This window comes from Alterinioella sp. (assembly GCF_058343375.1).
The window spans coordinates 1-13,515 of the sequence record NZ_JBTUJH010000091.1; the positions used below are offsets into that span (position 1 = coordinate 1).

Here is a 13,515-nt window from a genome sequence, read left to right on the forward strand (position 1 = left end):
AGCCCTGTATCGCGCGGCGCTTGCAGCAGGGGTTAAGGTTGTAACCTCAACCGAAGTCACCGAAACTAGGCTGGGCAACAAAAAACGGCTGGTTAACGGCATTGGGTTTGATCTGGTAATTGACGCCAGCGGCGCGGGGTCTGTTTTGTCAGCCATGCCGCGCAAACCGCTGCAATTCGGTGCGCTTTGGGCAACGGTTGACTGGCCCGAAACCGCGCTGCCACTTGACTATCTCAGCCAAAAATACCGTGCGGCAAAAAACATGATTGGCGTATTGCCGGTCGGCAGCCTGCCCAACGAAACCGCCACCAAAGCCACCATTTTCTGGTCCATGCCGCAAAACGCATTTGAGGCATGGCGCAAGCAGCCGTTGGAGGATTGGAAAGCAGAGGCCAATAATCTATGGCCGGAAATGGCCCCGTTTCTGGACCAAATCACCAACCACGATGATATGACCATGGCAATTTACAGCCATGGCACCTTGAAAAAACCTTTTTCGGAACGGCTGGTTCATATTGGCGACAGCGCCCATGCCGCCAGCCCGCAGCTTGGCCAAGGGGCCAATATGGCCTTGCTGGATGCGCGCGCCTTGCACTTGGCCCTGCGCCAGGCGCGCGGCGAAGAGGCGCTGCGGCTTTATGCAGGCACCCGGCGCTGGCATATCAGGGCCTATCAGACCATGAGCGCCGCCTTTACCCCGCAATATCAATCCGACAGCCGCATTCTGCCGCTGATCCGCGATTATGCGCTGGCCCCGCTGGCGCAGATCTGGCCGGTGAACCGCATTCTGACGCGGCTGGTCTGCGGCGATATCCTGCCGCCGATGCCCGCCCTCACACCGCGGCGCGACTGACGCTGCGTTCGCGCAGGATCACATAGAGCCCCGCCGCCACCGTCAGCGCGATGCCAAAGGCCGCCAACCCATCGGGCAGGTCCCGAAACACCAGCCAGCCAATAGCCGTGGCCACCGGAATCTCCAGATATTGCATCGGCGCAACGGTGGCCGCAGGCGCGTGGCGCAACGACCATGTCATCAGCAGATGCGCCAGCGTTCCCAGCACGCCGATAGCAAAGAGCAGCGCCGCCTCGGTCGCGGTGGGCCTCACCAGCGACAGCAATTCAACCTCGCCCGGCACCAACAGCAGCAAGGTCAGCACCGGCACCGCCATCATGCCGCTGACCGCCTGCAGCGCGATCGGATCGGCATCGCGCGCGATATGGCGGGTGACCAGCATGAACAGCGCGAAAACAACCGCCACCGTCAGCGGCAACAGGGCGGGCCAGCCCACGGCGGCAAAACTGGGCTGGATCACCAGCAGCGTGCCGATGAACCCGACCGCGCAGGCCGCAATCCGGCGCCGGCCGACCGCTTCGCCCAACACATATTTTCCCAGCAAAAGCAGGATGAACGGCATCACAAAGGCAATGGCAATGGCATCGGCCAAAGGCAGGAACCGCAGCGCCGAAAACATCGCGCCAATGCCGATGATATGCAGAACCGTGCGCAACAGCGTCAGGCGGAAAAGACGGCGATCCATCCGCATCGGGATCCGCTTCAGCGCCGCATAGGGCATGAGCAGCGCGGCCTGCATCGCAAACCGGACCAGCAGCAATTGCAGCAGCGGAATGGTGCCGCCCAACAGTTTGGCAATGGCATCGCCCAAGGGGGCCAGAACGCAAAACCCAAGCATCAAGAGAATACCCAGAACCGGACGGTCGCCGGTCACCCGCCCGAACCCTTGTCGCCGAACAGACCCGTCAAGGCGCGGCGCCCGATCCGGGTGACCGAAGGACGGGTTGATTTGTGGAACGGCAAGGGGCGGCAGACCTCCATCGCGGCAACGCCGACCCGCGCGGTCAGGGCCCCGTTCACGATGCCCTCGCCAAAGCGGCGCGAGACCTTGGACAAGAGCGAGCCACCGGCAATGGAGCCGATCAGATCATCCCCCACCGCCACCGCGCCGGTGGCCACCAGATGCGTCAGCACCGCCCGCGTCAGCCGCCAGGCCCCAAGCGTGCCGGCGCGACCGCCATAGATTTCGGCGATGCGGCGGATCATGCGCAGATTTGCACTTAGCGCGACAAAGACATCGGCCAGCGCGATCGGAACCAGCGCCGTGACGGTGGCAACCTGGCGCGCGGCGGCCTCGACCTGTGCTTGTGCTGCGGCATCGAGCGGGGCCAGCAATTCGGCCTCGGTCAGGCGCAGCATGCTGTCGGCATCAAAGACATCGCCGCGCCGTTCGGCCAGGGTCTGACGGCCCCATCGCAGTTCGGGCCGGGCCGAATAGAGCGCCACAAGATCATCGCTGACCCGGCGCGCGGCAGCCAGATCATCGCCGGCCAGCGCGGTTTCAGCCCGCCCGCGCAGCGCATCGAGCCTGCCAAGCCGAAAAAACGACGCCGCCTCGCGCAGGGCGATGATCAAAAGGCTCAGCAATACCAGCCCAACAAGGCCGGTGGCGATCCAGCCAAGCACCGGGTTTGCGGCCAGCAGCGCGGTAACATAATTCCACGCCGCCAGCGAGATCACAAAGCCCGTCAGCGCCATGACCGCAGCCCAGAACAGCCGCCCGATGCGCGATCTGCGCCGCGTCGCCAGTGCCGCCATGGTCTGCATCGCCTGACCGGTGGGTGCGGGCAGATCGAGATCGGGCACCGGCGGCGCGGTGCCGGGGGTGGCGGCGGGTTCATCCTCAAGCTCGATCAGAACGGGGCGGTTGCGGTTGCTCATCTCAATTTATCCCCCAACAGAAATTCCGCCGCCCGGTCCAGCCGGATATGCGGCGGCCCCTCGCCCGGTTTCAGGTGCAGCGGTGCGGGCGCAAAGCGCATCACCTCGAAATCAGCATCCAGCCATTTGGCTTGCCCCGCGCGGGCGGGCGACAGCAGGTGGTTGGGATCTTCGGGCAGGGTGCCGGGGTAGAACGCGGCCTCTTTGCCGCTGTCCAGAAGCGTGCCGCGCACCAGATCCAGCGCCGCGCCATCATGCTGGCGGGTTTCCTCGACGGTGGCGCGCAGGGCCGCGATTGCCATCGCCTTGGTCCGGGCACCGGCATAATCGGCGCGCCCCCTTGCATCGCGCAAGAGCGCATCCATGATCGCCGTCAGGCGCGGATGCTGGGTATGGTGCAGATGGTCGGCCTTGGTTGCCACGAACAGGATCTTATCCACCCGCCGCCCCATCAGCGCGGTAAGAAAGGAATTTCTACCGGGCCGAAACGCCGCCAGAATGCCCGCCATTGCATTGCGCAGATCCTCGACCGCGCGGGGGCCGGCATGGATCGCGCCCAAGGCATCGACCAGCACCACCTGCCGGTCAATGCGGGCAAAGTGATCGCGGAAAAACGGGCGCACGACCTGGGCTTTATAGGCCTCATAGCGGCGCGCCATCTCGCGGCGCAAAGACCCCCGCCGCGCGTCACCGGGCGGCAAGGGCGCAAAGGTCAGAACCGGGCTGCCCTCCAGTTCTCCGGGCAACAGGAACCGGCCCGGCGTGCAATCGGAAAACCCGGCCGCGCGCGCCGATTGCAGATAGCCCGCAAAGCCTCGCGCCAGCGCTTGCGCCACCGGCTCATCCAGCCTGCCCGCCCCGTCGACATCGCCAAGCGCGGCCAGAAATGCCGCCGCCTCGCTGCGGTGCTCGGCGCGCTCCAGCGTGGCCGCACTCCAGGTCTCATAGCTTTGCTCCAGCAGCGGCAGATCGAGCAGCCATTCGCCGGGGTAATCCACGATATCGAGATGCACCGTGCGCAGGCCGGTCAGCCCCGACAACAACCCGGCAGGCCGCACCCGGATCGACAGGCGCAATTGCGACACCGCGCGCGTGCTTTCGGGCCAATGCGGGTTGGGGCCGGTCAGCGCCGCCAGATGGGTTTCATAATCGAACCGGGCGACGGTGTCATCGGGCTGCGGCTGCAGAAACACCGATTGAATGCGCCCTGAGCTTGCCGCCTGCAACCCCGGCATCCGGCCCCGATCCAGCAGATTGGCCACCAGCGAGGTGATGAACACGGTCTTGCCCGCCCGGCTGAGACCGGTCACGCCAAGCCGGATCACCGGTTCAAACAGCGCCTCGGACACCGCGCCGGTCAGGGTTTCGACACCACGGCCAAGCGTGTCCGAGATCGCTCCGATAACCAAACCACCCGCCCTTTCAAATCCGTTGCGACCGAGAATAGGCATTCCACCGCGCAGTTTACAGGCCTGATTGCACGCGCGGCCCAATTCGGTTAGCCGGGGCATATGCCACGTTATGCACTGAAAATCGAATATGACGGCACGCCTTTCGTGGGCTGGCAGCGTCAGGCCGGCCAGCCCACGGTGCAGGGCGCGGTCGAGGCCGCTTTGGCGCGGCTGCAGCACGATACGCCCAGGATTGGTGCCGCCGGGCGCACCGATGCAGGCGTGCATGCCCTGGGCCAGGTGGCGCATTGCGACATGAGCCGCAACTGGGATCCGTTCCGCCTGTCAGAGGCGCTGAATTTCCACCTCAAACCGCTGCCCATTGCCGTTGTGGATTGTGCGGCGGTGCCAGATGACTGGCACGCGCGGTTTTCGGCGCTCGAGCGGCATTATGTCTTTCGCCTGATCGCGCGGCGCGCACCGCTGACCCATGACGTGTTCCGCGCCTGGCGGGTCCGGCAGCCGCTGGATATCCGCGCCATGCGGGCGGGGGCCGCGCATCTGATCGGGCATCATGATTTCACCACCTTCCGCGCCACCCATTGTCAGGCCGATAGCCCGATGAAGACGCTGGATGAAATCACGCTGACCGAAATACCGATTGCGCATGGCCAGGAGATCCGGGTTTTCCTGCGGGCGCGGTCCTTTCTGCACAATCAGGTCCGTTCCATCGTCGGCACGCTGGAACATGTCGGGGCCGGAACCTGGTGCCCCGAGGATGTGAAAACCGCGCTGGAGGCGCGCGATCGGGCCGCCTGTGGCACGGTTTGTCCGCCGCATGGGCTCTACCTTGCGCATGTCCTCTATCCTGCGCCGGTCTTTCCCGGTGAAATGTGACCGCCCTCCCCCTCGTCAGACCCGCCTGGGCGCGCTAAGGGTGGGATGCCCCGACAGATGAAGCGCCAGATATGACCCCTGCCCTGCCCGCCAGCAAAGACATCGTCCTGATTGGCGGCGGCCATAGCCATGCCCTGCTGCTGAAATCCTGGGGCATGGCACCGCTGCCCGGTGCCCGGCTGACGCTGATCAATCCCGGCCCCACCGCGCCTTATTCCGGCATGCTGCCCGGCCATGTCGCCGGGCATTACGCCCGGGGTGAGCTGGATATCGATCTGGTCCGGCTGGCCCGGTTTGCCGGTGCGCGCATCATCCTGGGCAAGGCCATGGCGCTGGATCTTGTGGCCCGGATCGTGACGGTCGAGGGCGGGCGACAGATCGGCTATGACATCGCCGCAATCGATGTCGGTATTCACAGCGAAATGCCCGAGATCCCCGGCTTTGCCGCCCATGCGATTGCGGCCAAGCCGTTGGATGTTTTCGCCGAGAAATGGGCGCGTTTTGTTACGGATGGCGGAGGCCCCGTCTGCGTTATCGGCGGCGGCGTGGCGGGGGCCGAACTGGCCATGGCCACGGCGCATCGCCTGCGCGCCGGAACCGGGCAGGCAGAGGTCGCATTGCTGGACCGAGGCCAGATCCTCGAGGCCCTGCCGCCGCGCGCGCGCACCCGGATGCTGCGTGAACTTGCGGCGCTCGACATCACCCTGCATGACCACACCGAACCCACCCGCATCACCGCCACATCGGTGGACCTGGCCGATGGCCGGACCGTGGCCTCGGCCTTCACGCTCGGGGCCGCAGGCGCGCGCCCGCATGGCTGGCTGGCTGAGACCGGGCTGGATACCGAGGCCGGATATCTCAGCATCGGCCCCACCCTGCAAACCAGCGACGCGGCCGTCTTTGCCACCGGGGATTGCGCCGATATGGCCTTCGCGCCGCGCCCCAAGGCAGGCGTGTTCGCCGTCCGCGCCGCGCCCATCCTGCTGCATAACCTGCGCGCGGCTGCAATGGGGCAGCCCGGTGACATGAAACCCTTCAAGCCACAGCGCGACTACCTGAAACTGATCTCTCTGGGCGGCAAACGCGCCCTGGCGGAAAAGGCTGGTCTGGTTGCCGCAGGCCCGGCCCTGTGGCGCTGGAAAAACCGCATCGACCAGACATTCATGGATGGGTTCCGCGCCCTGCAGCCGATGGCCCCGCCGGCGCTGCCGCGTGACGTGGCCGAAGGCGTGCGCCAGGCCGCCAGCGGGGCCCCGCTTTGCGGCGGTTGCGGCGCGAAACTGGGGGCAGACAGCCTGTCGCAAGCCCTTGCCGCCCTGCCTGTCACCACGCGCCCCGACATCCTGTCGCATCCCGGCGATGACGCCGCGATCCTGCGCATCGGAGGCCGCCATCAGATCCTCACCACCGACCATCTGCGCGCCTTCACGGATGATCCGGCCCTGATGGCCCGCATTGCCGCCATCCATGCGCTTGGTGATTGTTGGGCAATGGGTGCGACCCCGCAAAGCGCGCTGGCCAGCGTGATCCTGCCGCGCGCCACCCCCGCCCTGCAAACCCGTTGGCTGACCGAGATCATGGCCGAGGCCAGTGCCGTCTTTGCCGCTGAGGGGGCCGTGATTGTCGGCGGACACAGCAGTCAGGGCGTTGAGCTGACACTTGGCTTCACGGTCACCGGGCTTGCTGAGGCCGCCCCGATCACGCTGGTCGGCGCGCAGCCCGGCGACCGGTTGATCCTGACCAAGCCGATTGGCACCGGCGTCATTCTGGCGGCAGAGATGCAACTGGCCGCGCCAGGTGATGTCGTGGCCCGGGCCTGGGGCCTGATGTGCGAAAGCTCAGGCCCGGCTGCACGCGCGCTGGCCCCGCATGCAAATGCCATGACCGATGTGACCGGCTTTGGCCTTGCCGGCCACCTGATGAATATCTGCAAAGCCTCCGGCGTCGCGGCACGGCTCCACCTTGACGCCATCGCGCTGACTGCCGGGGCATTGGCGCTCAGCGAACGGGGCTTCGCATCCTCGCTGGCCCCTGAAAACCGGGCGGCGCTTGTGGGGTCCATCACCGAAACCGGACACCCCTCCGGCCCTCTTCTTTACGATCCGCAAACCGCAGGCGGGCTGCTTGCCGCCCTCCCCGCCGATCAGGTCGAAACGGTCCTGAAGGTGCTCGGGCCCGGCGCGGCCGTGATCGGAGAGATCACCGCAGGCATCCCCTCAATCGAGCTTCTCTAACGCCGCCATCACCGCATCGGCCACACCCGGCAGATCATGCGGGTCCAATGCCTCGGCCCGCACCACCGCCGCCGCCGGGGTCAGGTCGCGCCCGCGCACCCGCGCATAGGCCGGATCGTAATGGTGCTGCATCAGCCCGGCGGCCAGTGTCTCCCAGGCCTCCGCGCGCGCCAGCGCCTGCCATTGCGCCACCCGGTCGCGGCCGCAATGCGCGCGCAGCCCCTCCAGCAAATCGCCAAGCCCGCCCGTGCCCGCCTGCAAATCCGCATAAGCCGCCCGCAAATACCGCGCCCGCGCCGCCAGCGGTGCCTCGATCTCAATGCGCGGGGCCGCTACCATCGCCGCCCACAGCGCGGGCGGCAGGCGCAGCGCCCCGATCCGGCTCGATTCCGCCTCGACCAGCACCGGCCGCGCCGTATCGAACCCGCCAAATGCGGCGATCAAGGCCGATTCAAACCCCTTCTGCGCCGGCTGATCTTCGGCCATCGCCCCCAGGATTGACCCGCGATGGCGCGCCAACCCCTCCAGATCGACCACCTGCACGCCGCGCCGCGCCAGCAAGGATAACAGCGCCGTTTTCGCGGTCCCGGTATTGCCATCCAGCCGGATCAGCCGAAACGGCAAGGCCTGATCATAGAGCGCCGCCACAACGCCGCGCCGATAGCTGCGATAGCCACCCTCGATCAGCGCCACCCGCCAACCGATCTGACGCAGGATGGTGGCGAATGATCCCGACCGCTGGCCGCCGCGCCAACAATAGACCAAGGGCTGCCAGTCACCGCCAAAGCCCATCAGCCGTGCCTCGATATGGGCTGCCGAATTGCGCGCCACCAAGGCGGCCCCGATCTTGCGCGCGTCAAATGGGCTCTGCTGTTTGTAAATCGTCCCGACGCGGGCGCGCTCCACATCCGACAGAACCGGCATCGACACCGCGCCCGGCAAATGATCCTCGGCAAATTCCGCCGGCGCACGCACATCGATCACGGTATCGAACCGGGCCCAATCCGCGCGCCAGACATCGCCAATATCAAATCCCAAACCCAAATCTTCTTCTTTGTAAAAATACTCGCGCCGCAGGCCCGCCGCGCCCGATCCCTCCGTCAGGAGGGTGAGGGCGCGGCCCCCCGGTCGGACCGCCCCCGGCGGTTCGACCCCGGCTCACGTCACCTGACCGGCCATCTTGCGAAACCGCTGAATCAGGCTCGACGTATCCCAACGCCCGCCCCCCATCTGCTGAACCTCGCCATAGAACTGATCGACCAGAGCCGTCACCGGCAGGCTGACGCCCATCTCCTTGGCCTGTTCCAGCGCGATACCCAGATCCTTGCGCATCCAGTCGACCGCGAAACCGTGGTTGAACTCATTATCAACCATCGTGCCCGCGCGATTGGCCAATTGCCACGACCCGCCCGCGCCCTGGGCAACAAGCCCCGCCACTTTCTTGGCATCGAGCCCGGCCTCCATGGCAAGATTGAGCGCCTCCGACATTGCCTGCACCAACCCCGCGATGCAGATCTGATTGACCATCTTGGTCATTTGCCCGGCACCCACCGGCCCGAAATGTTCGATCGCCTTGGCATAGGCATCCATCACCGGGCGCGCGATGCCAAACTGCGCCTCATCGCCGCCGCACATGATCGCCAGCTGGCCGTTTTCAGCCCCGGCCTGCCCGCCCGAAACCGGCGCATCGACCCATCCGATCCCGATCTCGGCACCGATAGCGGCCAATTCCCGGCTGACAATCGCCGACACCGTGGTGTGATCGACGAAGGTCGCGCCGCGCGCCATGCCCGCGAAGGCACCGTCATCGCCCAGAACCACGGCGCGCAGATCATCGTCATTGCCAACACAGGCCATCACGAAATCGGCCGCCTCCGCCGCCGCGCGGGGGCTCGCGGCAAACCCGCCGCCATGCTCCGCCGCCCATTTCTCCGCCTTGGCCTCTGTCCGGTTATAAACCGTGACCTGATGACCCGCCGCCTGCAGATGCCCGGCCATGGGGTAACCCATCACGCCCAGACCCAGAAATGCCAGTTTCGCCATATTCTCCGCTCCCGTCTGTCAAAACCCTGCCCCTTCCTTGCGGGATCGGGCCAGAAGGGGCAAGGGTCGGGGCCGGATATTAGCCGTCAACTTGCCGCCGCCAGCAGCGAGGCATTGCCACCCGCCGCCGTGGTATCGATGCAGACATGGCGTTCCAGGCGGCAATAGCTGCTCAGATCGGCGCGGCTGGCCAGCGGGATCAGCGCTCCGTCACGACCGGCCAACGCCCGCCGGATCTGGCGCGCCACGCCTTCAGGCCCGTCATAGGCCACCACGGCAAACCCGCTCAGCGCGGCCAGATCATCGGGGTTCAGCACGCCGTCAATTTCGGCCCCCGGGGACACGGCCACCGATTTGCAGCCGGCCCATTCAGCAATGCGCGCCTGTTCGGCGGCGGCGGCAGAGGTTGGGCCCAGGCATAATACCGTGCCGCGCGCATGAACCGACAGGCGGTTCGATTCCCCCGTCGGACCCGGCAGGCTGATCACATCGCGCCGTATCAAACTGTCGGTCACGGCCCTGTCCAACGCCGCCTGCACCAATCCTTGATCGGCCGCCCGGCCCGAAGGCCCGACCACCGGATTATGCGCCGCGGCGCGAAACCGGGCCATGTAATGCGGACCGCCCGCTTTGGGGCCGGTGCCCGACAGGCCTTCACCGCCAAAGGGCTGGCTGCCCACGATGGCCCCGATCTGGTTGCGGTTGATATAGATATTGCCAACCCGAAGCGCCGCCGAGACATGCTGCACCCGATCATCGATCCGGCTGTGCAAGCCAAAGGTCAGGCCAAAGCCCTTGCCATTCACCGCCGCCAGCACGGCATCCACCGCCTGCGCCCTGAAGGTGGCGACATGCAGCACGGGGCCGAAAATCTCTCTCTCCAGATCTTCGATACCGCCGACCTTGATCAGCGCGGGTTTCAGAAAACTGCCCGCACCCGGTGCCGCTACCTCATGCAGCAAACGCCCTTCGCTCCGGGCCATATCGACATAATCTGCAATCTCATCGCGCGCAGGCCCCGAGATGATCGGCCCGATATCATGCGCGCCATCCCAGGGGTCGGCGACCACCAGCTCATCCATCGCGCCTTTCAGCATCCGCAAGAACCCCGGCGCGATATCTTCCTGCACATAGAGACAGCGCAACGCCGAACAGCGCTGCCCCGCCGATTGGAAAGCCGAGGCAATGACATCGCGCACCGCCTGTTCGGGCAGGGCCGTGCTGTCGATGATCATCGCATTCAGCCCGCCGGTTTCGGCGATCAGGGGCGCATGAGGGTCAAGCCCCGCCGCCATGGTCCGGTTGATGCGCTGCGCGGTCGCGGTCGAGCCGGTAAAACACACGCCCGCCACGCGGGCATCGCCGGTCAGGGCCGCGCCGATGACAGACCCCTTGCCGGGCAAAAGCTGCAACACATCGCGCGGCACGCCCGCCTGATGCAACAATCGCAGCGCGACACAGGCAACAAGGCTGGTCGATTCAGCCGGTTTCGCCAACACGCCGTTGCCCGCAGCAAGCGCTGCCGCAATCTGGCCCGAGAAAATGGCCAATGGGAAATTCCATGGCGAAATGCAGGTAAAGATGCCGCGCGGCGAGTCTGCCCCGGCCTGGCCTGCATAGTAGCGGATGAAATCCACCGCTTCGCGCAGTTCGGCGATGCAGTCGGGCAGCGTCTTGCCTGCCTCCCGCGTCAGCAATGCGAATATTTCGCCGAAATTTTCTTCATAAAGATCGGCGGCGCGCAACAAAATGTCACGGCGCATGTCGGGCGTGGTATCCCAGATCCGCGCCATCGACAGCGCGGTTTCGACATCATCGGGGCTTGCATCCGACAATCGCCCGACGCGTTCCCCGGGCCGGGCCGGGTTCATCACGTCAAAGCGTGGCTCGCCCTGCACCTCGCCCGCAATCAACGGGCCGCCATCCCATTCGCTTTCGGCAAATGGCGCGCGTGCGGCCTCGATTTCGTCCATGTCATCGCGGCAATTCAGATCGAACCCGCGCGAATTTCTGCGCCCCGAAAACAGCGCCCCGGGGTCCACAACCCCCGGCGCGGGGGTTTTTATCGCCGCGCCATAGGCCTCAAACGGATCGCGCGCGATCTCTTCGGCGGGAACTTCCGCATCGACGATCTGGTTGACGAAGGAACTGTTGGCCCCGTTTTCCAGCAGCCGCCGCACCAGATAGGCCAGCAGATCACGATGCGCACCGACCGGCGCATAGATCCGGCAGCGGCTGCGGCTTTGCGCCCGCAGGATGTCATGCAGCGCCTCGCCCATGCCGTGCAGGCGTTGAAATTCGAACGCGCCCAAATCGGTCGCCATCTCCAGAATTGCTGCGGTGGAATGGGCGTTATGGGTGGCAAACTGGGCATAGATGCGGTCCGAATATCCCAGCAGTTTGGCCGCGCAGCACATATAGGCGACATCGGTCGCGGATTTGCGGGTATAGACGGGAAAGCCTGCCAGCCCCTCGACCTGGGCGCGCTTGATCTCTGTATCCCAATAGGCCCCCTTGACCAGCCGCACCATGATCTTGCGGTCCAGATCCCGGGCCAGCGCATGCAGCCAGTCGATGACACCGGGCGCGCGTTTGCCATAGGCCTGCACGACCACGCCGAACCCATCCCACCCGGCCAGATCGGGGCTGCGCAGAACCGCCTCGATGATATCGAGCGAGAGCTCCAGCCGGTCGGCCTCTTCGGCATCAATGTTGAAGCCCATCCCGGCGGCCTTGGCGGCTTTGGCCAGTTCCAGCACACGCGGCACAAGTTCGGCCATGACGCGGGATGCCTTGGTTTCCTCATAGCGCGGATGCAAGGCGGACAGCTTGATCGAGATGCCGGGATTGTCGCGGATGTCGCGCGACCGGCATTCGCCCGCCAGTTTCAGGATCGCATCGCGGTAGGAGGCCATGAAACCATCGGCATCACGGGCCGTCATCGCAGCCTCGCCCAACATGTCATAACTATAGGTAAAGCCCTGCCTTGCCTTTGTGGCTCCGCGCCTGACGGCTTCGCGGATGGTCTCGCCCAGGACAAATTGCTGGCCCATCTCCTTCATGGCGCGACCCACGGCGACGCGGATCACCGGCTCGCCCAAGCGTTTGACGGCCCCGCGCAGGATCGCGCTGACGCCGGGCTCTGCGTTTTCCTTCAGCACCTTGCCGGTCAGCATCAGGGCCCAGGTCGAGGCATTGACCAGCGAAGAGGCCGATTTTCCCAGATGGCTGCCCCATTGCGACGGCGCGATCTTATCCTCGATCAGCGCGTCCATGGTCTCGGCGTCGGGCACCCGCAAAAGCGCCTCGGCCAGACACATCAGCGCCACGCCCTCATCGGTGGACAGGCCATATTCCGCCAGGAACACCTCCATCAGGCCCGGCTTGCTGTCATTGCGGATGGCGGTGACCAATTTGGCCGCGGCGGCGCTGATGGCGGCGCGGGCGGCGGCATCGGGGGCATGGGCGGCAGCGAGATCGGCGATCAGGCGGTCTTCATCGGCGATATGAGCGGCGCGGATCTGGTGGCGGTATCGGGCAAGCGTGGACATGGGGCGGCCTCAGAAATGGGAAAAACCGGTGCAGGTCCAGAATAGCAGAGGCGTATTGGTCAGGTTGTCTTTGATTTTCCTTTCTTCGGGCGATAAGTCTGATTCTACGGTCCAGTTTGGGCGACTTATATCGGATTTTCGCAATGGATAGTCCTCTGGACGCATTTGATCGCAAGATCATCGACCTGCTGCTGGCCGATGGCCGCCTGCCGGTGACCGAAATCGCGGCGCGTATCGGCCTGTCGAAAACGCCCTGCCAGACCCGGCTGACCCGGCTGCGCGCGACCGGCGTGATCCGCGGCTTTCGCGCGGTGGTCGATCCGGCGAAACTGGGCCGTGATCATGTCGCCTTTGTCGAGATCAAGCTGACCGACACCACCGAAGCCGCGTTACGGAAATTCAACCGTGCCGTGATGGTCGTGCCCGAGATCGAGCAATGCCACATGATCGCAGGCGCGTTCGATTACCTGCTGAAGGTGCGCACGCGCGATATTCGCGATTACCGGCGGGTGTTGGGCGAGGTGATTTCAGACCTGCCCTTTGTCGGGCAAAGCTCTACCCATGTCTCGATGGAGGCGGTGAAGGATCGCGCTTTTTGACGTTGGGTCGGATTGGTTCGCAATCCGACCGGGGGGGGGGGGGGGGGGGCCCCCCCCCCCCCCCCG

The 13,515-nt window shown here is 65.5% G+C and carries 10 protein-coding genes; 4 read left to right on the forward strand and 6 right to left on the reverse strand.

The annotated features are described in order from the left end of the window. A partial coding sequence (locus ACW8PS_RS13060; RefSeq protein ID WP_491527910.1) for an FAD-dependent oxidoreductase occupies positions 1 to 853 on the forward strand: 853 nt, incomplete at its 5' end. Here the strand turns inward: ACW8PS_RS13060 and ACW8PS_RS13065 are convergent. From ACW8PS_RS13065 to ACW8PS_RS13075, 3 genes are read right to left on the reverse strand one after another with little or no spacing between them, the layout of a single operon-like run. Then, positions 834 to 1,727, reverse strand: a complete 894-nt coding sequence (locus ACW8PS_RS13065; RefSeq protein WP_491527911.1) for a DMT family transporter — start codon at positions 1,725 to 1,727, stop codon at positions 834 to 836. The two genes, ACW8PS_RS13060 and ACW8PS_RS13065, sit on opposite strands and share 20 nt — an antisense overlap. After that, entirely contained in the window at positions 1,724 to 2,734 is a 1,011-nt protein-coding gene (locus ACW8PS_RS13070) for a YcjF family protein (RefSeq protein ID WP_491527912.1), read from the reverse strand. The genes ACW8PS_RS13065 and ACW8PS_RS13070 overlap by 4 nt, the downstream gene beginning before the upstream one ends. After that, positions 2,731 to 4,143 carry a YcjX family GTP-binding protein gene (locus ACW8PS_RS13075; RefSeq protein WP_491527914.1) on the reverse strand — a complete coding sequence of 471 codons (1,413 nt, stop codon included), beginning with the start codon at positions 4,141 to 4,143 and terminating at the stop codon, positions 2,731 to 2,733. The genes ACW8PS_RS13070 and ACW8PS_RS13075 overlap by 4 nt, the downstream gene beginning before the upstream one ends. A 102-nt stretch (positions 4,144 to 4,245) precedes the next feature. On the opposite strand from ACW8PS_RS13075, the gene truA reads away from it, so the two are divergent. Beyond that, positions 4,246 to 5,022, forward strand: a complete 777-nt coding sequence (gene truA, locus ACW8PS_RS13080) for a tRNA pseudouridine(38-40) synthase TruA (RefSeq protein ID WP_491527915.1) — start codon at positions 4,246 to 4,248, stop codon at positions 5,020 to 5,022. A gap of 71 nt (positions 5,023 to 5,093) precedes the next feature. Next, on the forward strand, positions 5,094 to 7,256 hold the full coding sequence (gene selD, locus ACW8PS_RS13085) for a selenide, water dikinase SelD (RefSeq protein WP_491527916.1): 2,163 nt from the start codon (positions 5,094 to 5,096) through the stop codon (positions 7,254 to 7,256). Here the strand turns inward: selD and mnmH are convergent. The 3 genes from mnmH to putA form a co-directional block, all read right to left on the reverse strand. Continuing rightward, positions 7,239 to 8,294 (reverse strand): tRNA 2-selenouridine(34) synthase MnmH, encoded by a 1,056-nt coding sequence (mnmH, locus tag ACW8PS_RS13090; protein ID WP_491527917.1) that lies wholly within the window; start codon positions 8,292 to 8,294, stop codon positions 7,239 to 7,241. The two genes, selD and mnmH, sit on opposite strands and share 18 nt — an antisense overlap. 120 nt (positions 8,295 to 8,414) lie before the next feature. Further along, positions 8,415 to 9,299, reverse strand: a complete 885-nt coding sequence (locus tag ACW8PS_RS13095; RefSeq protein WP_491527918.1) for an NAD(P)-dependent oxidoreductase — start codon at positions 9,297 to 9,299, stop codon at positions 8,415 to 8,417. An 86-nt stretch (positions 9,300 to 9,385) separates the two neighbouring features. Then, complete coding sequence (putA, locus tag ACW8PS_RS13100) at positions 9,386 to 12,850, reverse strand: bifunctional proline dehydrogenase/L-glutamate gamma-semialdehyde dehydrogenase PutA (RefSeq protein ID WP_491527919.1); 3,465 nt, start codon at positions 12,848 to 12,850, stop codon at positions 9,386 to 9,388. 143 nt (positions 12,851 to 12,993) lie between these two features. On the opposite strand from putA, the gene ACW8PS_RS13105 reads away from it, so the two are divergent. Further along, entirely contained in the window at positions 12,994 to 13,449 is a 456-nt protein-coding gene (locus tag ACW8PS_RS13105) for an Lrp/AsnC family transcriptional regulator (protein ID WP_491527920.1), read from the forward strand. Positions 13,450 to 13,515: the final 66 nt, after the last annotated feature.